The organism is uncultured Jatrophihabitans sp. (genome assembly GCF_964246335.1).
Lineage (GTDB): Bacteria > Actinomycetota > Actinomycetes > Mycobacteriales > Jatrophihabitantaceae > Jatrophihabitans.
Map to the genome: position 1 here is coordinate 1 of NZ_CAXTQF010000005.1, position 21082 is coordinate 21082.

Consider the following 21082-nt stretch of genomic DNA (forward strand, 5'->3'; position numbering starts at 1 on the left):
CCGGCCGCGGCGGCTCGCGCCAACAGGCTGGCGCAGACGTCCGGATCGTTCGGCCGGTACAGCTGGAACCACCGCACGCCGTCGCCGTTGGCCGCGGCCACCTCTTCCATCGTGCGCGAGGACAGCGTCGACACGATCATCGGCAGGCCGAGTTCACCGGCTGCGCGCGCGACGGCGAGCTCACCGTCGGGATGCACGATGCCCTGCGCCGCCACCGGTGCGGTGCCGATCGGCGCGGCGACCTCGCTGCCGAGCACCGTGGTGCGCAGCGTGCGGTCGGTGGCTCCGGTGAGCATGCGCGGCACGATGCGCCACCGGTCGAAGGCCGCGCGGTTGGCCGCGCCCGTCGCACCGGAGCCGGCCGACCCGGCGACGTAGTCGAACGGGATCTCGGCCAGCTGCTCGCGCGCTGCCGCCTCGAGCTCGGTGAGATCGGTCGGGAACGCCGGCAGTTCGCCGTCGACGCCGCGGTCATAGATCTCCGTGGCGTAGTTCGGCACGGACGGCACACTCATGCCGTCACTCTGGCACGTCAGGTGAGCAGGCTCTTGCCCCACCAGTCGCCGGCCTCGTGCAGCCCGGGTGGCACCGCGAACAACGCGCTGCTGGTGTGGTGGATGTACTCGTTCAACGCGTCGTGGCTGCCCAGCTTGCGCTGGATCGGCACGAACTGCTTGCGCGGGTCCTTCTGGAAGGCGATGAAGAACAGCCCGGCGTCGAGCAGCCCGGTCTGCGCGTCGATGCCGTCGGTGTAGGAGTAGCCACGGCGCAGGAGCTTGTAGCCGCCGTTGGTGCTGGGCGCGGCGAGCCGGATGTGCGCATTGACCGGGATCACCGGTGTGCCGTGGCGGACCTCCTCGAGCTGCACGGTGTCGAACTCGTGCTTGCCCGACAGCGGCGCGCCCGACGTCTTGTACCTGCCGATGACGTTCTCCTGGTCGGAGAGCTGGTCGGTGTCCCAGGACTCGATGAGCATGCGGATGCGCCGCGCGACGAGGTATGACCCGCCGGTCATCCACGCCTGGTCGGTCTCGCGCCCGACCCACACGTAGTCGTCGAAGTCGTGCGCGTCCTGGTTCTTGATGTTGTTGGTGCCGTCCTTGAAGCCGAGCAGGTTGCGTTCGGTCTGCTGGTTCTTCGACGTCGACGAGGTGCGCCCGAAGCCGAGCTGCGACCACTTCATCACGGCCGTGCCGCGCGCGAGGCGGGCGAAGTTGCGGATGACGTGGAAGGCGACGGTGGGATCGTCGGCGCACGCCTGCACGCACAGGTCGCCGCCGCTGAGCTGGGGCTGCAGCGCATCGCCGGGCAGCGCGGGAATCTCGGCAAGTGCCGCAGGGCGCTGTGTGGCCAGGCCGAACCGGTCGTCGAACAGTGACGGGCCGAAGCCGACCGTGACGGTCAGCTGGGACGCTCCGAGGCCGACGGCCTCCCCGGTATCGATCGGTGGTGCCTGCGGGGCGGTCTCCACCGCCCCGATCTCCAGACCCTTGGTCATCTGGGCGGCCGCGGCCGCCCAGGTGCCGAGCAGAGTGGCCAGCGCCTGCCGGTCGCTGGTTGTGACGTCGAAGGCGGCGAAGGCGAGCCGGTCCTGGGCCGGAGTCGCGATACCGGCCTGGTGCTCGCCGTAGAACGGGACGACGGACGGCGTGCTCGCCGGGCTGGCGTCCGCCGGTTCGGTCGCCCGGCCCACGCCGAAGCCGGCACCGCCGGCAGCGAGTGCGCCGGCCGCGCCGAGAGCGCCGCCGAGGAACCTGCGTCGTGACGTACCGTCAGCCATGCGTGGGTGAACCTCTCAGACCTGCGTCGTGCGCTGCCCACGGACACCGGCACCGCGCGTGACGATCATGCGTTCGCGACCTTGCTGGCCACCTGGGACAGCGGCTCCTGCACAGCCTTGACGGCGGCGGCGAGCGCCCGCTTGTCGGCTGTCGTCAGCTGCGTGTACAGCTTGTAGCCCGAATCGTTCGCGGTGGTGCGGTAGGTGCCCACCAGCTTGTCGAGGGACGCGAAGCTGCCGGCGATCTGCTGGGTCAGCGCGGGGTCCATCTTCTGCAGCGCGGGCTGCAGCTGTGCAAAGGCCTGTTCCGCACCCTCGTCGTTGTTCGCGAAGTCGAGCAGATCGATGTGCGAGTACCGCTCCTCCTCGCCGGTGATCTTGCTGCTGGCAACCTCGTCCAGCAGTTCCTGGGCACCGTTGGCGAGTTCGGTCGGCTTGTACGTCAAGCCCTTCGTCAGCCCCTGCAGGCGCTGGACGTCGCTGACCAGCTTGTCGCCGTAGGCAGCGGTCCCCTTCAGCGTCTTCTGCTGGAACAGCAGCATCTCGATGCGGTGGAAGCCGCGCCATTGCGACGCCGGGACGTCGCCGGCGCGTGCGTCGAGGTCGGCGTCGATGCTGTCCTTGTTGATGACGAAGGACTCGGCAACCGGCTCGATCCGCTCGTAGTAAGGCCGCGCCTTCATGTACGCGTTCTGCGCCGCGGTGAGGTCGGTGCCGTGCAGCGTGGCTGCGAACTGCTTGGTGGTGGTGAGCAGGCCGCCGATCTGCGTGTCGACGTACGTGGCGTACTGCTTCGACGCGGTCTGCAACTGCGTCGCGGTGCTCGCGTCCCCGACGGCGCTCTTGCCGGTGACCTTGATCGACGTGAACTCGGTGGATGCGCCGGGGCAGTTCACCTTGTACGTGCCGGCCGGGACGTCGACGGCGAACTGGCCGGTGAAGCCCGGCGGCAGGTTCTCCTTCTCGCCGACGATCCGCTCACCGGCGAGCAGTTCGACCTCACTGACCGCGGTGGCGTCCTTGTTGGCGATCTTGAAGGTGATGCCGCCCGCGTGGAACGACTTGCGGTCCACCGCGCAGCCGTGCGCCGCACTGATCGTCACCGCGGCGATGCGCGCGTTGCCGCTCGCGTCGGCGCTGGATTGCTTGGCCGGTTTCGATCCGGAGCCGGAGCAGGCGGCGAGCGTGCCGATGAGCGCAGTGGCGCCGATTAGGGCGAGAGCGGGGCGTCGGATCATCGATTCTCCACGGTCGTCGGGCAGGTTAGGCGAGCCTAACCTAACTACGGACGAGTGACGCCGTTGGTTCGGCCGACGTGACCGCGGTCTCGGCTGCCCGGCGACGCGCGGCGAGCAGCGCTGCCGCGGCGACCAGCAGCGCGAGCACGGCGAGTACCGCGCACCAAGCGGCCAAAGTGTGCAGGCGGGACCGGTCGTCGATCGTGGTGTGCGCGGCATTCGCGGAGGCGACGGCGGCGCGGGCCGCGGTGGCCGGCAGGCGCGAGGTGGCGTTCGCATAGGGCCGGTCGAGGGCGACGGTGCGGTCGCCGGCTCGCACGGACAGGGCGATCTGCTCGGTCCAGGCGAGGTCGAGCACCCGGTCGGTGCGCGTGTCCAACCAGACCGTCAGCGTGCGCGTGCCGCGGTAGGCAGCCGTGAGGTCGGTGGGTGCGCTCGCGCCGAACTGCACGAGCCCGATCGGCAGGCGCCCGCCGTTGAGTTGCGCGACCTTGTCGAGCGACAAGGTGGTCGGCAAGTCCGTTGTGGGCACGTCGGTCGCGATCCGGAACACATCGGCGTCCACGCCGTCGTGGCGCGCGCGGCCGGCCGCCGGCAGCCGGAACTCCTGTGCGGCACCCACCGTGCCGTGCACGGGGTCCTGCGCTTCAGTACGGACGGTCGCGGACGACGTATCACGCGAGTTCACCTGCGCGCTGACGCTGCGCGCGGACGTTGTCGGTCGCGCGGCCGGCGCAGCAGGCGCCAGCGCCGCGAGCAACACCGCCGCTACCGCCGTCAGGAGCGCTGCGACACCCGCGACCCTGGCGAGCGCGCGCGCCGGGACGGCCTTGCCGGGCGGCCAGGCGACATAGAGCCCGACGGGGATCAGGTACAGCAGCCAGCCGACGACCTCGATCACGACCGGGTGGTCCTGGATGCCGAGCATCCCGGTCAGCAGCGACGCCTGGACGGTGCCCGGCTGCACAAGCCACGAGAGGTCGACGGTGCCGCCCTGGCCGATGTTCAGCCAGCCCGCCTCGTGCGCAGTGTGCAGCGCGTTGACGACGAGACCGGCCGCGACGAGCACCAGCACGAGTCCGGTGCCGCGGAAGAACTTCGACAGGTTGAGGCGGACGCCCCCGCGGTACAGGCCGTACCCGAGCGCCACGGCCACGAGGATGCCGAGCGTGGCGCCGGCACCGGCGGCCGAGCCGCTGCCGCTCTCGTTGAACGCGGCGAGCAGGAAGACGACGGTTTCCAGGCCCTCGCGGATGACCGCCAGGAAGGCCATCAGCACCATCGCGCGCCCGGCGTTCGCGCGCCCGGTCATTGCGTCCGCGGCCATGCCTTCGAGCTGGCTCTTCAGCTGCCGTGCGTTGCGGCGCATCCACACGACCATGTACGTGACCATGCCGACGGCGAGCGCACCGATGACGGTCTCGAGACCTTCTTGCTGGCGCTGCGGCAGGTTGGCCGAATACACCTCGAGCGCGATGCCCGCCGCGACGCAGAGCACGATCGCCGACCCGACACCGATCAGCACCCAGCGCAACAGGTCGCGCCTGCCCTGCTTGCGCAGGAAGGCAGCGATGATGCCGACGATCAATGCCGCCTCGAGCCCTTCGCGCAGTCCGATGACGAAGGTCGGCAACATGCGATCGTCCTCTCGACGCCGAGGGGCGGGTGGGCGGACAGGTACCTAAGGTTAGGCAAGCCTTACGCCAGAGCGTAAACCACGATGCCAGGGTCACCACAAGCGCTGGGCGAGGCTGATCACAACTACGGTGTGCTGCGTGCGGATCGACCTCAACGCCGATCTCGGCGAGGGCTTCGGCGTGTGGCGCCTCGGCGACGACGACGCGCTGCTCGAGGTGGTGTCGAGCGCCAACGTGGCGTGCGGTTTCCACGCCGGCGACCCGCGCACCATGCGTCGGGTGTGTGCGGGTGCAGCGGCGCACGGGGTGGCCGTCGGGGCGCAGGTCAGCTACCGCGACCTCGCCGGCTTCGGCCGCCGCCGGATCGTCATCGACCCGGACGACCTTGCGGCCGACGTGCTGTACCAGATCGGGGCGTTGGACGCGTGTGCCCGCGGAGCCGGCACCCGGGTGCGCTACGTCAAGCCGCACGGCGCGCTCTACAACACCGCGGCCGACGACGAGCAACAGGCCGCGGCCGTCGTTGCCGGCATCGCCGCCTTCGACGCCGCCTTGCCGCTGTTGGCACTTCCCGACTCGGCGATGGCAGCCGCCGCGGGCAACGCGGGGGTGCCGTTCGTCGCCGAGGCGTTCGCCGACCGCGGCTACCTGCCGACCGGCCGGCTCGTCCCCCGTGGCACCGACGGCGCCGTGCTCGACGGCGCCGAGGAGATCGCGCAGCGGGTGGTGCGCATGGTGCGTGATCACCGCGTGCCGACGACCGAGGGCGCGGACCGCGAGATCGACGCCGCCTCGGTGTGCGTGCACGGCGACACCCCGGGCGCCGTCGAGATCGCGCGACAGGTGCGGCAGGCGTTGCTCGGTGCCGGCGTGTCCGTCGAGCCGTTCGTCGACTGAGGCCCGCCGATGCGTCTGCTGCCGTGCGGTATGGACGGCGTGCTCGTCGAGGTGGACGACGTGTACCAGGTCGTGCCGCTGGCCGAAACCTTGCGCGCCGACGTCGACGTCGTCGAGACGGTTCCGGGTGCGCGCACCGTGCTGGTACGTACGAGGCGGGAGGTGTCCGCGGCACTGCGCGAGCGCATCACCGCGGCCGCGGCCGCGGGGACAGCAGCGCGTGAGCCTGCCGCCGTCCGCGACGTCGTCGAGCTCACGGTCCGCTACGACGGCCCTGACCTGCGGTCCACCGCGGCCGAGCTCGACATGACGCCCGACGAATTGATCGCCGTGCACAGCGGCCGCGAGTACGTGGTGGCGTTCTGCGGCTTCGCACCGGGATTCGCCTACGTAACCGGGCTCGACGAACGGCTGCACGTGGCCCGGTTGGCGGAGCCACGCACCCGGGTGCCCGCCGGCTCGGTCGGCGTCGCCGGCGAGTTCACCGGCGTCTACCCGCGCGAGTCGCCGGGCGGCTGGCGGCTACTCGGACGTACCGAAGCGCAGTTGTGGGACGCCACAGCCGACCCGCCCGCGCTGCTGGTGCCCGGCACGCCGGTGCGGTTCCGGCCGTCCTGATGGCACGCGGATGATCGAGATCGTCGAGCCCGGACCGTCGGCGACCGTGCAGGACCTCGGCCGCATCGGCCGCGCCGCAGTCGGTGTGCCACGCAGCGGAGGCTTCGACCGCGCCGCGCTGCGCGCGGCCAACCGGCTCGTCGGCAACCCGGACAACGCCGCCGTGGTCGAATGCACGTTCGGCGGCCTGCGCCTGCGCGTCGAGCGCGCGGTAACCGTCGCCCTGACCGGAGCCGCGTGCGCCGGTGCACCGGACTGGGGCAGGGCGGTGACGCTGCCGGCCGGCGCCGAGGTGTCGCTGGGAACGCCGGCCGTCGGCCTGCGCAGTTACCTCGCCGTGCGCGGCGGTCTCGACGTCGACCCGATACTTGGCTCGCGCAGCACCGACACGCTCAGCGGCCTGGGGCCGCCGGCGTTGCGACCGGGTAGCCGCCTCGCCGTCGGCACCGCGCGCGGCAATCCCGCGGACGGCACGTGGGTGGCACCCGCCGGTGTCGACGCCCATCGCGTCGTGCTCGGCCCGCGCGCTGACTGGTTCACCCCGGCCGCCGCGGCCCGGCTGCTGGAGGCGCGGTGGACGGTCCGCGACCGCAGCGACCGAGTCGGCGTGCGCCTCGACGGGCCGCGGCTCGAGCGGGCCGTCGACGGCGAACTGCCCAGCGAGCCGACGGTGCCCGGCGCGCTGCAGGTGCCCCCGGACGGGCGGCCAATCGTGTTCGGTCCGGATGCCCCGGTGACCGGTGGCTACCCGGTGATCGCGGTACTGCGCGATCTCGACCCGATCGCCCAGGCGCGCCCTGGAGACACCGTCCGGTTCACGACCCGATGAGGTGAATGATCGCCCAGCAGGCGGCCGCGACCAGTGCGGCGGCGGGCAGCGTCAGGATCCACGCGAACACGATGTTGCCGGCCACTCCCCACCGCACCGCGGACACCCGGCGCGTGGCACCCACTCCCATCACGGACGACGTGATGACGTGCGTCGTCGACACCGGCAGGCCGTACTGCGCGTTGGCCAGCAAGACGCCGGTGGCGACGGTCTGTGCGGCGAAGCCACTTGCCGGAGTGAGCGAGAAAATCCGCCGGCCGAGCGTGCGCATGATGCGCCAACCACCGGAGTAGGTGCCCGCTGCAATGGCGCCGGCCGAGGACAGGATGACCCACAGCGGGATGCCGGCGTTGCTGCCGAGATGCCCGGACACGACCAGGGTCAGCGCGATGACGCCCATCGTCTTCTGTGCGTCCTGCGTGCCGTGCCCGAACGACATCCCGGCCGCGCTGAAAATCTGCGCCCAGCGGAAGTTGCGGTTGGCCCGCACCGCGTTGGCCCGGCGGAACAACCACAGGATGGCCACCATCACCAGGTAGGCCGCGGCGAAACCGATCAGCGGCGAGATCACCATCGGCAGCACGACCTTCTCGATCACGCCCTGCCAGTTGATGGATTCGGCGGCGGCCAGCGCGGCGCCGACCAACCCACCGATCAACGCGTGCGTCGACGACGACGGCAGCCCGAAGTACCAGGTCACCAGGTTCCATGCGATGGCGCCGAGCAGCGCGGCCAGCACGACCTCCAACCCGGCGTTGCCGTGCGTCGGTGGCGGGATGATGCCGCTGCCCACCGTCTTGGCCACTTTGGTCGAGATCAGCGCGCCGACCACGTTGAACATCGCTGCCATGGCGAGCGCGACGCGCGGCGTCAACGCCTTGGTCGAGATGGACGTCGCGATCGCGTTCGCCGAGTCGTGGAAGCCGTTGGTGAAATCGAAGCCGAGCGCAACGACGACGATCACCACCACCAAGGCAGTGGTACTCACGTCGTCTCCTCGCTCCGCTCCGGGGACGACGCGAGGCTCGCAGCGGACTGTGATTCAAGGTTCGCTCCGCAAGCGTCGCTCACCGGTACTCAGGACTCCTTGACCGCGATGGTCTCCACGGCGTGCGCCACGTGCTCCAGCGCGTCGGCAGCCTCTTCGAGGCCGTCCGCGACCTCGCGCAGCTTGACCATCGTCAGTGCGTCGTAGTCGCCGCTGAACAGCTTCGACAGCAGCTTGCGGTAGACCCGGTCGGCCTCGTTCTCCAGCCTGTTGACCTCGATCCAGTACGGCTCGAGGTCGCGCAGGGTCTGCAAGCGCGACATCGCCTCCGCGGTCTCGTTCGCCGAGCGCTGCAGCAGATGGATCTGCTCGTTCATCAGCGCCGGCAACCGCCCGACGTCGGCCAGCACGATGAAGTCGGCCGCTGCCTCGATCGCGTCGATGACATCGTCCAGTGCGGAAGCGAGCCGGTAGATGTCCTCACGGTCGAACGGCGTGATGAAGCTGGTGTTGAGCTGGCGCATGATGCGGTGGGTCACGGCGTCGCCGGCATGCTCGCGCTCACGCAGTTCTTTGGCGATGACTTCGCGATTGGCATTCGGGTCGCTCAGCCCGCCGAGCACCTCGACCGCACCGGCGACGTTGCGGCCAGCCTCGGTGAACATCTCGTAGAACGCATGGTCACGTGGCGTGATGCGGAACGGCACGGTGCTCCTCGGCGATCGGGTCCGGTCCGGGCACCCTAACCCTCGCCGTTCACCTGTCGTTCATCGCGGCGACACCCGCGGCGGTGGGGCGCGCTACTTGCGGATGCGGCGCACGACCAGCAGCACCAGCACGGCCCCCGTGACACCGATGACGACCCGACCCTGGGTCGTGTTCGCCTTCTCCCGCACCGACTGCTTCGCGTTCTCGACGATCCTCGTGGGGTTGCCCCGGTAGGCGAGCTGGTCGACCGCCGCAGCCAGCGCGGCGCGCGAGCGCTCGATGTCGCGCTGGATGTCGTCCGGGCTCTCGTCGGGCACGCCGCGTCCTCCCTGCTAGGAATCGATTGCGTCGAGAGCCTAGTGCGTCGATCGCGGCGGCGCGTGGATAGCCTGCGGACATGGCCCGACTCGCACCCGGCGATCAAGCGCCCGACTTCACGCTCCCTGACGCCGACGGCAAGGACGTCACACTGGCCGACCTGCGCGGCCGGCGGGTGATCGTCTACTTCTATCCCGCCGCGATGACGCCGGGCTGCACCACGCAGGCATGCGACTTCCGCGACAACCTCGAGTCGCTGGCCTCGTCCGGTTACACGGTGCTGGGTGTCTCCCCCGACAAGCCCGCGAAGCTCGCGACGTTCCGCGAACGCGACGGTGTGACGTTCCCGTTGCTGTCCGACGAGTCGAAGACGACACTCGACGCCTACGGCGCGTACGGCCAGAAGACGATGTACGGCAAGACCGTCACCGGAGTCATCCGCTCGACGTTCGTCGTCGACGCAGACGGACGGATCGAGCTCGCGCAGTACAACGTCAAGGCGACCGGGCACGTCGCCAAGCTGCGCCGCGACCTCGGGCTGGACGACTGAGCCGGCGCGACGACCTGCTCGCGGCGCGCGACGCCGCCGCCGAACGCGCGGCGCGACTACGCGCAGACCTCGACGACATCCTCGACTCCGCGTCGTCCACCACCGGCGACGACGAGCACGACCCTGAAGGCGCCACCATCGGGTTCGAGCGGGCACAGGCGCAGGCGATGCTGGACCGCGCGCTCGGGCGGCTCGCTGCGATCGACACCGCGCTGACCCGCGACGACGCCGTCGACGGCGTCGACGCTGCCGGCTGCGCGGTGTGCGGCCGGCCGATCGGCGCCGAACGGCTCGCCGCCCTGCCGGCGACCGACCGCTGCATCGACTGCGCGCGGGCTGGGCGCAACCCCTAATCTGCGTCCATGGCGCTCGCTCCCGAGGAGTTCTACCAACACGCGCTTTCGGTCGCGGACGACGAGCGTCGGCTGCCGCTGGCCCGGATGACCGATTGGGCGGGCAGCCCGTTCGAACCAGGCGGCCTGCACGTTTCGCCGCTCCGGCCTCCGGTACTTCCCGAAGCGCACCGCGCGGACGAGAACGCCGACGACTGCTCCGCCTGTCGTCGACGCGACGAGGGGTTGTGGATCGACGATCACTGGCGGCTCGGTCGCATGACCGAGGTCGGCGTGCCGCTGGTGCTGATGCTCTACCCCCGTGACCATGTCGATCTCGGAGATCTGCCGGACACGCGCGCCGCCGAGCTGGGCGTGCTGACCGCCCACATCGCCCGGCACGTCGAGGCCCTGCCCAACGTCGGCCGGGCACACGTCTATCGCATCGGCGACGGCGGCGCCCACCTGCACGTCTGGTTCTTCTCGCGCCCACTCGGCCAACCGCAGCTGCGCGGGTCCTGGCTGGTCGTCTGGGACGACCTGCTGCCCGAGTACCCGGACGACACCGCGCAGGCCGACGCCGAAACCGTCGCCGCCGCCCTGGCCGACTCGTACGGCGGCCGGGTCAACGCGTGATCGATCCGCGTTGCGCCTCGTTCTGGCGAGGCGCAGTGCGGTTCGATCACTGCTTTCGCCAGCACGGCCTCGTACGCTGTGCCACCGAAGGGGCCGTAGCCCAACGGCAGAGGCAGCGGCTTTAGGTGCCGTCCAGTGGGGGTTCGAATCCCCCCGGCCCTACGTGAGTGAACCCGTCGTCGACATCGACCGCGTCGTCCTCGGCGATTGCGCGGACGTGCTGCCGACGCTGCCGGGCGCATCGTGCCAGCTCATCTACGTCGACCCGCCGTTCAACACCGGCCGGCGACAGCAGCGGCGCACGATCAGCACCACCGGCGTGGACGACGGCACCGGCGACCGCACCGGCTTCGGCGGCCGGCGATACGCCACCGCGGAGATCTCGCGCCGCGGTTACCTCGACGTGCACGACGACTACCTCGGCTGGTTGGAGCCGCTGATGCGTGAGGCGTACCGCCTGCTCACGGCCAGCGGGACGCTCTACCTGCACATCGATTACCGCGAGGCGCATTACGTCAAGCTGCTGCTCGACGCCGTCTTCGGGCGCGACGCGTTCCTCAACGAGGTGATTTGGGCGTACGACTTCGGCGGCCGCGCTCGTGACCGATGGCCGGCCAAGCACGACACGATCTTCGTGTACGTGCGCACGCCGGGCGCGCACCTCTTCGACCAGGACGCCGTGGAGCGCATCCCCTATCTGGCACCGGGCCTGGTCGGACCCGAGAAAGCGGCCCGCGGCAAGCTGCCCACCGACGTGTGGTGGCACACGATCGTCGCGACGAACGGGCGGGAGAAGACCGGCTACCCGAACCAGAAGCCGGAGGGCATCGTGCGGCGCATCGTCTCCGCGTCATCGCGCCCCGGTGACCGGGTGCTCGACTTCTTCGCGGGGTCCGGCACGACGGGCGCGGTGGCTGCGCAGCTGGGTCGCCGGTTCACGCTGATCGACAGCAATCCCGAGGCGATCGAGGTCATGCGCGCCCGGCTGCCTGCTGGAACGACGTTCGCCTGACGCGGGTGTGTCAGCGCGAGTTCAGTGCGGCTGCTTCGAACCGGTCGGTGTTGCGGCCACCGGCCTTGGACTCGTACAGCGCCGCGTCGGCAGCGGCGAGCGTGTCCTCGACGCTGCGCCCGGCGCGGCACACCGCGACGCCGCTGGAGAACGTGACCTCGGGACGGATGCCGGCCCAGCGCCCGCGCAACCGCGCCAGCACGACGGTGGCGTTCTCGGTGCTCGTTCCGGGCAGCAGCAGCGCGAACTCCTCGCCGCCGAAGCGCGCACAGAAGTCACCTTCGCGCAGGCCGTGGCGCAGCATCGCGCCGAAGTCGGACAGCACGGCGTCACCGCCGGCGTGGCCCAATACGTCGTTGACTTCCTTGAAGCGGTCGAGGTCGAACAGCACGATGGCATCGCCCGACGCCGCGGCACGCACCCTGGTGTCCCAGCCGCGGCGGTTGGACACGCCCGTCAGTGCATCCGAGTGCGCCGCCGCGTGCAGTGCCTGGGTCAGCACGTTGCGGCGCGCAGTCATCTGCGCCACCATCTCGCCGAGCATCAGCCAGATCAGCGCGACCACGGCCAGCCGGACCAGCACCTGCCGTTCGAAGGACGCATTGACGACCAGATAGACCGCCGCGGCCGGCGCCAGGGCCACCAGCGAGGTGCCCGGTCGCTGGGTCAGCCCGATGTAGGCGAAGCAGAGTACGAGCACGCCGGTCAGCGGGGCGAACTCTCCTCGGTCAGCCGCACCGAGGGCCGTCAGGGCCAGCGCCACGAGCACCGGGTGGATGAGCGTTGCGCGGGCCGGCAGCCGCGTCCAGTCCAGCCGGTTGCTCACCGCGATGGCGGCGACCATGACCGCGCTGATCACGGCGAGCACCAGCCAGGCGCGGGTGCGTGGGCCCAGCAGGGCCGCGCCGACGACGACGGCCAGACCGCACGAGATGAGCAGGAATTGGCCCAGTGCGGCCGCGTTCGCATCAGCCTGCAGAACGGCGCGTAGTCCGTCGTGCAACGCGGGGTTGTCCCCGCTGCGCCGGCCGTGCACGCGCGCAGCGGTCACCGCTGGCGCGGCAGGCGCCGGACCGTGACCGGTAGCAGACACAGACTAAACTTACACGATTTTTACTGGAAGGGAATGCCTGCCGCGCGTTTTGGTCAGCGGCACGCGTAGTGCGGGTGCCGGTGCGCTTCAGGCCTCCGCGGTGAGGGACTCGTCGTCGTGCTGGTCGCGATGGTCGCGATGCTCGACCGCAGGTATCGGTTCCCCCGGCACGGGTTCGCCGGCCGGCGCGCACCGTAATTGGTTGCCCACCGAACTCAGGCACTTCCCGTCGCGCAGCCGCCATCGCCAGCCGTGCATCTGGCAGGTCAGCACGGCGCCGTTGCTGCCGTCGTCGGCAATCTCCCCGAACTTCGACAGGTCCGCCTTCAGGTGCGGGCAGCGGCGCTGCATCTCCCAGCCGTTGCCCTGCGGGTCGGACATGGTGATGGTCTCGGCGGCCTCGGTCGCGTTCTGCTCGGCGAACCACCCCTCCGCGTAGTTGAGCCGCTCCTCGGAAAGGCACTTGAAGAAGACGTATACGAATTCGTTGTACGGCCCGATGCGCTGGGCGGAGAACCGGCAGGACAGGAAGAGCGAGTTCACCCAGTCGATCTCGTGTTCTGCGATCAGCTGCTCGAGGTAGGCGCGCCTGGTCCGGAACCGGTATCGCACCTTCTCGCCGTTGTACGCGCGCACCGTGCCGCCGGCAAAGTCGATCAACACGTCGACGTCGCCGCGCTGGGCGTCCTCGCAGGTGAACCGGACGCCGCCGTCGATCCCGCCGGCGATGTGCTCGGCCTCCATGAGCAGCGGCGTGAACCACTCCTTGAGCGCAGTCAGGATGTCGATCTCGGGGTGCGCCCAGCCGGCCTTGGCGGCCTCGACCTCGGGCATCCGCCGCGCCTGCATGTCGCGCAGGTAGGCCGTCTTGGTCTCGTTGTCGGCGTAGACGGTCGCCGGGTCGTAGGGGTGCTCGACCGGGCAGCCCGGCTCGTCGGCGGCCGCCACGGAGCCCGGCAGCAGCAGCCGACCCTCGTCATGCCCCTTCTCACACAGGTAGTCGAGATAGCTGGGCTGGTCGGGGAAGATGTTCGACTCGTCGCCGAAGATGTCGTTGAACCCCCACAGTTCCTCGTCGAGGAAGCACGGCGGTCCCGCTGTCGGGAAGACGTAGCGCGCGCCGCATTCCTCGATGTAGCGCAGCGTCCGGTCGAACTGCCGCTCGCGCTTCGTGCGGCCCATCGCCTGCTTCGCCCGCACCGGCAACTCGTAGACCATCGGGAACCAGATCGCGCCGGAGAACTGCACGAGGTAGGAGTCGACGGGGCCGAGCTCGGTGAACGCGGTCAGTTCCGATGGGCGCGCGTCATTCTGGTTCAGCAACGTCTGACTGCCGTCGTTGATCCACAGCGACGAGTCCCCGATGGGCCCGTCGGTGGGCGACGTCAGTGACTGGATCATGACCTGCAGGCCGTCGACTTCGGTGACCTCGCCGTTCTCCGGCGACACGAACGAGGTGAATCCGCAGTCGCGCAGGGCGTCCTCGAGCTCCGACGTCGGATAACGCGGCAGCAGCACCGTCGTCTTCTTCGACACGACCTTGCGCAGGTGCTCGGGGTCGAAGTGGTCACGGTGCAGGTGCGACACGAACAAGTAGTCCGCCTGCCCGAACCGCTCCCAGTCGAGCAGCGAGTTGTCCGGGAACGGGAACCACGAGCCGAAGTACGCGGGGTTGACCCAGGGGTCGGTCAGCACGGTGCCGTGCGCCGTCTCGACGAACACACTCGCGTGACCCAACCCGGTGATGCGCATGGTGCCAACGTTATCCGGGAGCGTGGATGCCAGAATGAAGCAGACCCGCCGGCCAGCACGTCGAACAGGAGCGACTCAGGTGGCCCTGAATCCACACAGCGAGCAGCCCGATCTCACGTTGCCCGACGACTACAAGGCCGACCACCCGACCGAGCATCCGGAGGACTGGGGCTGGCACGGCGAGTGGGGCCGCGCGACGGCTGTCGCGGGCTGGGTCGTCGTGGTGCTGCTGCTGCTGCTCATGACGACGACGCACTACAACCTGCAGGGCACGCTGTTCCTTGGGCTGACCGCCGGCGGCATCGTCGTCGGCGAGGTCTACCTGCGGCGGCAGCGGCGCAACGCCTGGCGCAAATAGCGCCGATCCGCCCACGACCGGTCGTCCCTCCGCGGGGTGCAAGCCGTTCGATCCGCGGAATCCTCTGATTCACAGCCGTAACGCAGCGGAAACTATTGCGTACGGGCCCACATGCTGCGATAAACGCACAACACAGTCGCCAGTACCCCCGGGGGGCCCGCTTGACCACCGCCGCTTTGTCGTCGTCCACCGAGCTCGAGGGCAAGGGCCTCAAGACCGGGGCCCTCGGGCTCGCCTCGAGCGTCGTAGTCGGCGTCGCGTCGACGGCACCGGCGTACAGCCTCGCTGCCACCCTTGCGTTCATCGTCGCCTTCGTCGGCGTGCAGTCGCCGATCGTCGTCATCCTGGCGTTCGTGCCGATGCTGTTCACTGCCATCGGCTACCAGGAGCTGAACAAGGCCGACCCGGACTGTGGGACGACCTTCACCTGGGCCACGCGCGCCTTCGGGCCCAAGACCGGGTGGATGGGCGGCTGGGGCATCCTCGCCGCGGACATCCTGGTGATGGCCAGCCTCGCGCAAGTGGCCGGGCAGTATGTCTTCCTGCTCTTCAACTCCAAGATCGGCGAGCACCCGACCGACGGCCGCGTGCTGCTGGTCGGTGTGCTGTGGATCATCGTGATGACCTACATCTGCTACGTGGGCGTCGAGCTGTCGGCGAAGCTGCAGCAGTTCTTCCTGGTCATCGAGATCATCGTGTTGCTGATCTTCGCGGTCACCGCGCTGGTCAAGGTGGGCAACAACACCGCCGGCCCGCAGGCGATCGACCCGTCATGGTCGTGGTTCAACCCGTTCGACATCCCGGACTTCTCCAGCTTCATCCGCGGCCTGATCTTGATGCTGTTCATCTATTGGGGTTGGGACAGTGCGGTCGCGGTGAACGAGGAGACCGCGGACCCGACCAAGACGCCCGGGCGCGCAGCGGTGATCTCCACCTTCCTGCTGCTGGGCACCTACACGTTGCTCACCCTGTCGTCGCAGTCGTTCGCCGGTCTCGGCGACAAGGGCATCGGGCTACTGAACGAGAACCACCAGTCGGACATCTTCAGCCCGCTCGGCCACGCGGTGTTCGGCACCGGCGCCTACGGCACGACGATGACGCACTTGCTGTTGTTCCTGGTGCTGACCTCCGCCGCCGCGTCGACGCAGACCACGATCCTGCCCACGGCACGGACCTCGTTGTCCATGGCCGTCTACAAGGCCTTGCCGCAGGCATTCGCGAAGACACACAAGAAGAACCTCACGCCGACGGTGTCGACCCTTGCCTTCGGCGGCGTGTCGATCCTGCTCTACGCAATCTTGAACTCGACAGCCAATGCCGGCAACGTCATCTCCGACTGCGTGTCCGCGCTCGGCATGATGATCGCGTTCTACTACGGCCTGACGGGCTTCGCCTGCGCGTGGTACTACCGGCACAACCTGACCAGTAGCCCGCGCAACTTCCTGTTCCAAGGACTCATTCCGCTTCTCGGTGGACTCATCCTGTTCTTCGCGTTGGTCTGGAGCATCAAGGACGACTGGGTGTTCAGCAGCGTGACCACCAGCTACACGGTCTGGCACATGCCGTTCTCGCCGCACTGGTACATCGGCGGCGTGTTCCTGCTCGGGGTCGGCACCTTCGTCGTCGGTGTCATCCTGATGTTCGTCTGGCGCGCGGTCGCCCCGGCGTTCTTCCGCGGCGAGACGCTCAACGCGGACACGCCGACGATGGTCCCCGACCCGGACGCGGCCGGCACGCCGGTCGAAGCCGTCGCGCCGACCACCGGTAGACGGTTATGATGTGCGGATTCTGCTGTCAAACCGGTTGAACAGCACGAAATCAATGGTCGAGAGGGGCGTATAGCCGTGAAACCGGCATCCGCCGGTCAGGTCGACGACGTCTCACGTGCCATCATCGCGCAGCTGCAGGAAGACGGCCGCCGGCCCTACGCCAGCATCGGCAAGGCCGTCGGGCTGTCGGAGGCGGCCGTGCGCCAGCGGGTGCAGAAGCTCCTCGACACCGACGCCATGCAGATCGTCGCCGTCACCGATCCCATGCAGATCGGGCTCGCCCGGCAGGCAATGGTGGCCGTCAGTGCCACCGGTGATCTCGAGGCCGTGGCGGCCGAACTCGCGGGCATCGACGAGGTGGACTACATCGTCATCACGGCGGGCTCGTTCGACCTGATCGTCGAGGTCGTGGTCGAGGACGACGCGCACCTGTTGCGCCTGGTCAACGGCCGGATCCGCGCGATCGCCGGCGTGACCCGCACCGAGACGTTCCTCTACCTCAAGCTCGTCAAGCAGACCTACAACTGGGGCGCGATCTACGCCCGCAACGGAGAACGGACATGACCACCACACCGATCGAGACCGAGACGTCAGGTACCGGTTTCGACACCACGGATCTCTCGGCACGCGCGCGGGAGCACCTGTGGATGCACTTCACCTCGATGTCGACCTACGCCGACGCCGATGTGCCGACCATCGTGCGCGGCGAGGGCGCGCGCATCTTCGACACCGAGGGACGCCGCTATCTGGACGGCCTCGCCGGGCTGTTCGTCGTGCAGGCCGGGCACGGCCGCGAGGAGCTCGCTCGCGCCGCTTACGAGCAGGCCAAGAAGCTCGCGTTCTTCCCGCTGTGGTCCTACGCGCATCCGCCGGCGATCGAACTCGCCGACCGCCTCGCGTCGCACGCCCCCGGCGATCTCAACAAGGTCTTCTTCACCACCGGCGGCGGCGAGGCCGTCGAGACCGCCTGGAAGCTCGCGAAGAACTACTTCAAGCTCGTCGGCAAGCCGATGAAGCACAAGGTGATCAGCCGCTCGATCGCCTACCACGGCACACCGCAGGGCGCGCTGTCGATCACCGGCATCCCCGAGGCCAAGATGGTCTTCGAACCGCTCGTGCCCGGAGCGCACAAGGCGGCGAACACCAACTTCTACCGGGCTCCGGAGCACGGCGACGACCTCGAAGCCTTCGGCCGCTGGGCGGCCGACGACATCGAGCGGGCCATCGAGATGGAGGGCCCGGACTCTGTGGCCGCCGTCTTCGTCGAGCCCGTGCAGAACTCCGGCGGATGCTTCCCGCCGCCGCCCGGCTACTTCCAGCGGGTGCGCGAGATCTGCGATCGGCACGACGTGCTGATGGTGTCCGACGAGGTCATCTGCGCTTTCGGCCGGCTCGGCACGATGTTCGGCTGCGACAAGTTCGGCTACGTGCCGGACATGATCACGTGCGCCAAGGGGCTGACCAGCGGCTACTCCCCCATCGGCGCCTGCCTGGTAAGCGACCGCATCGCCGAGCCGTTCTGGACCGGCGGCGCGTCCTTCCCGCACGGGTACACGTTCGGCGGCCACCCGGTGTCTGCCGCGGTCGCGATGGCCAACCTGGACATCTTCGAGCGCGAGGGGCTGGCGCAGCACGTCCTGCAGAACGAGGGCGCATTCCGCGCCACGCTGGAGAAGCTGACCGACCTGCCGATCGTCGGTGACGTCCGCGGCGACGGCTACTTCTACGGCATCGAACTCGTCAAGGACAAGAACACCAAGGAGACGTTCGAGGGCGAGGAAGCCGACCGTCTGCTGCGCGGCTTCATGTCGAAGGCGCTGTTCGAGGCCGGCCTCTACTGCCGCGCCGACGACCGCGGCGACCCGGTCGTGCAGCTCGCACCCCCGCTGATCATCGGGCAACCGGAGTTCGACGAGATCGAGCAGGTCCTGCGGTCGGTGCTCACCGAGGCGTGGCAGCGCATCTGAGGATTTCGGGTCGGTTCGTTCGCTCGCGATAGCGCATCGCGCCCCGGGGCAGGCTGAGCCCGTGAGCCGTGCGCAGGTCGTCGTGGTCGGCGCCGGGATCGCCGGCGCGGCCTGCGCATCGGTGCTGGTCGCGCACGGCCTGGACGTCGTGGTGCGCGAGCGCGAGAACGAGATCGGTGGCCGGCTGGCCGCGCCGTCGTTGCACGGGCGCCGCGTCGACCTCGGCGCCGCGTACTTCACCGTCGGCGACAACGACTTCGCCGATACCGCTGCGGGTTGGGAGCGCGCCGGGCTGGCCCGGGAGTGGACCGACACGCTCGACGCGATCAGCCAGGACGGTCGGCAACGCAAGTCCGGGCCAATGCGCTGGGCGGCACCGGGCGGACTGGCGACACTCGCGGCCCACGTCTTTCGCGAGAGCGGCATCGACGTCGAGCTCACGGCGCAGGTACGCGGCGTATCCGATGTGGCCGTAGCCTGCGACGCCGTCGTGTTGGCGATGCCCGATCCGCAGGCGGTGCGGATTCTCGGCGGCCGAGCCGATGCCGACGAGTTCGACCCGGTCGCCTACGACCCGGTGATCGCCGTGGCGGCGACATTCCCCACGCGCTCGTGGGATCTCGACGCCGCCTTCGTCAACGACGACCCGCACATCGCGCTGATCGCCGACGACGGGGCCCGCCGTGGCGACGGCGCTCCGGTGCTCGTCGCCCACAGCACGCCGGAGCTCGCCCGACAGCACGCCGAGGACCCGCAGGCCGCGATCGAGCCGATGCTCACCGCAGTGCGTCGTGTCCTCGCCGTCGACGCGCCGCCGCAATGGACCGCGGTTCGCGACTGGCGTGACGCCAAGCCGACCGGCACGCACGGCGACGCGGCGTATGCACTGCTCGACACCGCCGACGGGCCGGTCGGCGTATGCGGCGACTCGTGGTGCCCGAGCGGATCACCGCGCGTCGAGTCCGCGTGGCTCTCCGGCCACCGTCTCGGCGCAGAACTGGCCGGCCGGCTGACGGGCTGAGCCCTACTTCAGGTGGTGCACGTAGTCCCATGCGGCGTGCGCGCCCGAATCGCCGATCCGATACACCTGCCACACGACGAGCACCGACACCGCGACGGACACGAAGCCGACGACGAACGCTGTGACCCGTGCGCCCGTCGACTCCGGCGCGGTCCGGCGGTCCGTCCGCACCAGCGTGGCGGTGCCGCCGCCCGCGCGTTCGGCGGCGTCGTCGCCCGCAGCCTCACCGGTCGTCTTCGTGCGGACCGGGCCGGCGACGGCGTCGCGCCGCCGGCCCCACAGCCAGACGCCCACCGAGACGACGAACAGCCCGATCGCGTACCAGAGGAAGGTGTCGCCGAGGTCCGCGTGCTTCTCGATCGCCTTGTTCGCCCCGTTGGCCTCCAGCTTGTGCTCGAGCCATTCGCCGGCATTGGTCGTGATGGGGGTGAACACGAGAACCAGCGCGGTGGTGATCGGCCCGACGATGCCGATGCGTCGGCGTGCAGCGGGCCACACCGCACTGAGCACAGTGAACAGCGCACCGAGCGGTGCCAGCACAACGATCACGTGGATGAGCAGGACGTGCGCGGGCAGTCCGTTGATCTGGGTCGGCATCACGTCTCCCGAGGTCGCGACCGGTGGTCTGTACTTCACCACGGAACAGCCGCCCGTCCGGTTCACCGTCGCGCCGCGTATCTAGGGTGGCGCCCATGCCGACCGACCTTCCCGCCGCGGCCGTGGCCCGGGTCCACCGTTCGCTCGAGTCGTTGCACGCGCTGATCTACTTCGCCCCGGAGGCGGACGAGGAATTCACGGCGGCCGGCCTGCGTCCCGGTCGGATGGGCTACTTCGCGAGCCGCTCGGCCCCGATGGGTGCGGTGGCTGCAGGCGTCACGACGGCGGCGTTCTACAACTTCAACCCGTCACTCGTCGCGCACTTCATCCCGCACGCGTGGACGCTGGCATCGCCCGCGGACGTGCTCGCCGCCCGTTACCGCGCCGTCGACCGCGCGTTGGGGCGGCTGCTCGGTGCCGAGGCCGACAGCGACGCGGTCCGCGAGGCGGCCGACCTCGCCCAGCGCGCCACGCGCGACCTGCCGGCCGTGGCCCGGCCGTTGTACGCCGGGCACGCCGACCTCGACTGGCCGGACGGCCCGGCACACGTCGTGCTCTGGCACGCGATCACCCTGCTGCGCGAGTTCCGCGGCGACGGCCATGTCGCAGCTCTGCTCGACGCCGAGGTCAGCGGCATCGACGCGCAGGTGACGCACGTCGCCACCGGCCGCGGGTTCACCGAGCCGGCGGCGAAGAAGTCACGCGGGTGGTCCGACGCCGAGTGGGATGCGGCGCGCGAATCGCTGGGCGAACGCGGGCTGCTCGCTGCGGACGGCGCGCTGACCGAGGCCGGGAACGCACTGCGCGCACGTATCGAGGCGACCACCGACCGGCTGTCGGCCGCGCCGTGGCGCAATCTCGACGCGGCAGAGGTGGAGCGGCTCACCGAACTGGGCAAGCAGCTGTCCCGCACGGTGATCGCTGCCGGCGCCTTCCCGCCCGGGGTGTTCGCCTCCGGTCACTGAGACCGTCCGTCGAGGCG

23 protein-coding genes and 1 tRNA gene are annotated in these 21082 nt (G+C 69.7%); 14 read left to right on the forward strand and 10 right to left on the reverse strand.

What is annotated here, in order from left to right:
- The 4 genes from ACFFCN_RS02590 to efeU all read right to left on the reverse strand — a co-directional run.
- A partial coding sequence (locus tag ACFFCN_RS02590; protein WP_375489431.1) for an alpha-hydroxy-acid oxidizing protein occupies positions 1-515 on the reverse strand: 515 nt, incomplete at its 3' end.
- Positions 516-532: 17 nt separating this feature from the next.
- Positions 533-1780, reverse strand: a complete 1248-nt coding sequence (efeB, locus tag ACFFCN_RS02595; protein WP_375489433.1) for an iron uptake transporter deferrochelatase/peroxidase subunit — start codon at positions 1778-1780, stop codon at positions 533-535.
- A 65-nt stretch (positions 1781-1845) separates the two neighbouring features.
- A complete protein-coding gene (efeO, locus tag ACFFCN_RS02600) occupies positions 1846-3018 on the reverse strand; it encodes an iron uptake system protein EfeO (RefSeq protein WP_375489435.1) in 1173 nt (390 codons plus the stop codon).
- Between the two features lie 40 nt (positions 3019-3058).
- A complete protein-coding gene (gene efeU, locus ACFFCN_RS02605) occupies positions 3059-4654 on the reverse strand; it encodes an iron uptake transporter permease EfeU (protein ID WP_375489437.1) in 1596 nt (531 codons plus the stop codon).
- A 139-nt stretch (positions 4655-4793) separates the two neighbouring features.
- Here efeU and ACFFCN_RS02610 point away from each other — a divergent pair, with 139 nt between their 5' ends.
- The 3 genes from ACFFCN_RS02610 to ACFFCN_RS02620 are packed head-to-tail and all read left to right on the forward strand — an operon-like array spanning position 4794 to position 6999.
- Positions 4794-5552 (forward strand): LamB/YcsF family protein, encoded by a 759-nt coding sequence (locus tag ACFFCN_RS02610; protein ID WP_375489439.1) that lies wholly within the window; start codon positions 4794-4796, stop codon positions 5550-5552.
- A gap of 9 nt (positions 5553-5561) precedes the next feature.
- Positions 5562-6170, forward strand: coding sequence for an allophanate hydrolase subunit 1 (locus tag ACFFCN_RS02615; RefSeq protein ID WP_375489441.1), 609 nt, complete (start codon positions 5562-5564; stop codon positions 6168-6170).
- Between the two features lie 10 nt (positions 6171-6180).
- The gene (locus tag ACFFCN_RS02620) at positions 6181-6999 is read left to right on the forward strand and encodes a biotin-dependent carboxyltransferase family protein (protein ID WP_375489443.1); all 819 of its coding nucleotides are present in this window, start codon (positions 6181-6183) and stop codon (positions 6997-6999) included.
- Here ACFFCN_RS02620 and ACFFCN_RS02625 read toward each other — a convergent pair.
- From ACFFCN_RS02625 to ACFFCN_RS02635, 3 genes are all read right to left on the reverse strand, one after another.
- The gene (locus ACFFCN_RS02625; protein ID WP_375489445.1) at positions 6986-7987 is read right to left on the reverse strand and encodes an anion permease; all 1002 of its coding nucleotides are present in this window, start codon (positions 7985-7987) and stop codon (positions 6986-6988) included. The genes ACFFCN_RS02620 and ACFFCN_RS02625 overlap by 14 nt on opposite strands.
- Before the next feature lie 89 nt (positions 7988-8076).
- Positions 8077-8694 carry a DUF47 domain-containing protein gene (locus tag ACFFCN_RS02630; RefSeq protein ID WP_375489447.1) on the reverse strand — a complete coding sequence of 206 codons (618 nt, stop codon included), beginning with the start codon at positions 8692-8694 and terminating at the stop codon, positions 8077-8079.
- Between the two features lie 93 nt (positions 8695-8787).
- Positions 8788-9012 carry a DUF3618 domain-containing protein gene (locus ACFFCN_RS02635; protein ID WP_375489449.1) on the reverse strand — a complete coding sequence of 75 codons (225 nt, stop codon included), beginning with the start codon at positions 9010-9012 and terminating at the stop codon, positions 8788-8790.
- An 80-nt stretch (positions 9013-9092) separates the two neighbouring features.
- On the opposite strand from ACFFCN_RS02635, the gene bcp reads away from it, so the two are divergent.
- The 5 genes from bcp (at position 9093) to ACFFCN_RS02660 (ending at position 11543) form a co-directional block, all read left to right on the forward strand.
- Entirely contained in the window at positions 9093-9563 is a 471-nt protein-coding gene (bcp, locus tag ACFFCN_RS02640) for a thioredoxin-dependent thiol peroxidase (protein ID WP_375489451.1), read from the forward strand.
- 167 nt (positions 9564-9730) lie between these two features.
- Entirely contained in the window at positions 9731-9916 is a 186-nt protein-coding gene (locus ACFFCN_RS02645) for a TraR/DksA family transcriptional regulator (RefSeq protein WP_375489453.1), read from the forward strand.
- 9 nt (positions 9917-9925) lie between these two features.
- A complete protein-coding gene (locus tag ACFFCN_RS02650; RefSeq protein WP_375489455.1) occupies positions 9926-10531 on the forward strand; it encodes a hypothetical protein in 606 nt (201 codons plus the stop codon).
- An 89-nt stretch (positions 10532-10620) separates the two neighbouring features.
- Positions 10621-10693 (forward strand) — tRNA-Leu (locus tag ACFFCN_RS02655).
- A 1-nt stretch (position 10694) separates the two neighbouring features.
- Positions 10695-11543, forward strand: coding sequence for a DNA-methyltransferase (locus tag ACFFCN_RS02660; RefSeq protein ID WP_375489457.1), 849 nt, complete (start codon positions 10695-10697; stop codon positions 11541-11543).
- Between the two features lie 10 nt (positions 11544-11553).
- Here ACFFCN_RS02660 and ACFFCN_RS02665 read toward each other — a convergent pair whose 3' ends face one another.
- Together ACFFCN_RS02665 and ACFFCN_RS02670 are read right to left on the reverse strand one after the other, a co-directional pair.
- On the reverse strand, positions 11554-12594 hold the full coding sequence (locus ACFFCN_RS02665; RefSeq protein WP_375489459.1) for a diguanylate cyclase: 1041 nt from the start codon (positions 12592-12594) through the stop codon (positions 11554-11556).
- A 129-nt stretch (positions 12595-12723) separates the two neighbouring features.
- Positions 12724-14388, reverse strand: a complete 1665-nt coding sequence (locus ACFFCN_RS02670) for a Rieske 2Fe-2S domain-containing protein (RefSeq protein ID WP_375489461.1) — start codon at positions 14386-14388, stop codon at positions 12724-12726.
- Positions 14389-14467: 79 nt separating this feature from the next.
- On the opposite strand from ACFFCN_RS02670, the gene ACFFCN_RS02675 reads away from it, so the two are divergent.
- From ACFFCN_RS02675 to ACFFCN_RS02695, 5 genes are all read left to right on the forward strand, one after another.
- On the forward strand, positions 14468-14746 hold the full coding sequence (locus ACFFCN_RS02675) for a DUF2631 domain-containing protein (RefSeq protein WP_375489462.1): 279 nt from the start codon (positions 14468-14470) through the stop codon (positions 14744-14746).
- Positions 14747-14907: 161 nt separating this feature from the next.
- The gene (locus ACFFCN_RS02680) at positions 14908-16524 is read left to right on the forward strand and encodes an APC family permease (protein ID WP_375489464.1); all 1617 of its coding nucleotides are present in this window, start codon (positions 14908-14910) and stop codon (positions 16522-16524) included.
- Between the two features lie 66 nt (positions 16525-16590).
- The gene (locus ACFFCN_RS02685; RefSeq protein ID WP_375489466.1) at positions 16591-17079 is read left to right on the forward strand and encodes an Lrp/AsnC family transcriptional regulator; all 489 of its coding nucleotides are present in this window, start codon (positions 16591-16593) and stop codon (positions 17077-17079) included.
- Positions 17076-18482, forward strand: coding sequence for an aspartate aminotransferase family protein (locus ACFFCN_RS02690; protein WP_375489468.1), 1407 nt, complete (start codon positions 17076-17078; stop codon positions 18480-18482). The genes ACFFCN_RS02685 and ACFFCN_RS02690 overlap by 4 nt, the downstream gene beginning before the upstream one ends.
- A gap of 61 nt (positions 18483-18543) precedes the next feature.
- Positions 18544-19503 carry an NAD(P)/FAD-dependent oxidoreductase gene (locus ACFFCN_RS02695; protein ID WP_375489470.1) on the forward strand — a complete coding sequence of 320 codons (960 nt, stop codon included), beginning with the start codon at positions 18544-18546 and terminating at the stop codon, positions 19501-19503.
- Positions 19504-19506: 3 nt separating this feature from the next.
- Here ACFFCN_RS02695 and ACFFCN_RS02700 read toward each other — a convergent pair whose 3' ends face one another.
- Positions 19507-20100, reverse strand: a complete 594-nt coding sequence (locus ACFFCN_RS02700; RefSeq protein ID WP_375489472.1) for a hypothetical protein — start codon at positions 20098-20100, stop codon at positions 19507-19509.
- A gap of 95 nt (positions 20101-20195) precedes the next feature.
- Between ACFFCN_RS02700 and ACFFCN_RS02705 the strand changes: the two genes are divergently transcribed.
- The gene (locus ACFFCN_RS02705; RefSeq protein ID WP_375489474.1) at positions 20196-21065 is read left to right on the forward strand and encodes a hypothetical protein; all 870 of its coding nucleotides are present in this window, start codon (positions 20196-20198) and stop codon (positions 21063-21065) included.
- Positions 21066-21082: the final 17 nt, after the last annotated feature.

Bases quoted from the DNA above. Each gene is read 5' to 3' on its own strand.
- efeB (WP_375489433.1), bottom strand. From the start codon at position 1,780: ATGGCTGACGGTACGTCACGACGCAGGTTCCTCGGCGGCGCTCTCGGC.
- efeO (WP_375489435.1), bottom strand. From the start codon at position 3,018: ATGATCCGACGCCCCGCTCTCGCCCTAATCGGCGCCACTGCGCTCATC.
- efeU (WP_375489437.1), bottom strand. From the start codon at position 4,654: ATGTTGCCGACCTTCGTCATCGGACTGCGCGAAGGGCTCGAGGCGGCA.
- ACFFCN_RS02615 (WP_375489441.1), top strand. From the start codon at position 5,562: ATGCGTCTGCTGCCGTGCGGTATGGACGGCGTGCTCGTCGAGGTGGAC.
- ACFFCN_RS02620 (WP_375489443.1), top strand. From the start codon at position 6,181: ATGATCGAGATCGTCGAGCCCGGACCGTCGGCGACCGTGCAGGACCTC.
- bcp (WP_375489451.1), top strand. From the start codon at position 9,093: ATGGCCCGACTCGCACCCGGCGATCAAGCGCCCGACTTCACGCTCCCT.
- ACFFCN_RS02645 (WP_375489453.1), top strand. From the start codon at position 9,731: ATGCTGGACCGCGCGCTCGGGCGGCTCGCTGCGATCGACACCGCGCTG.
- ACFFCN_RS02650 (WP_375489455.1), top strand. From the start codon at position 9,926: ATGGCGCTCGCTCCCGAGGAGTTCTACCAACACGCGCTTTCGGTCGCG.
- ACFFCN_RS02670 (WP_375489461.1), bottom strand. From the start codon at position 14,388: ATGCGCATCACCGGGTTGGGTCACGCGAGTGTGTTCGTCGAGACGGCG.
- ACFFCN_RS02690 (WP_375489468.1), top strand. From the start codon at position 17,076: ATGACCACCACACCGATCGAGACCGAGACGTCAGGTACCGGTTTCGAC.
- ACFFCN_RS02700 (WP_375489472.1), bottom strand. From the start codon at position 20,100: ATGCCGACCCAGATCAACGGACTGCCCGCGCACGTCCTGCTCATCCAC.
- ACFFCN_RS02705 (WP_375489474.1), top strand. From the start codon at position 20,196: ATGCCGACCGACCTTCCCGCCGCGGCCGTGGCCCGGGTCCACCGTTCG.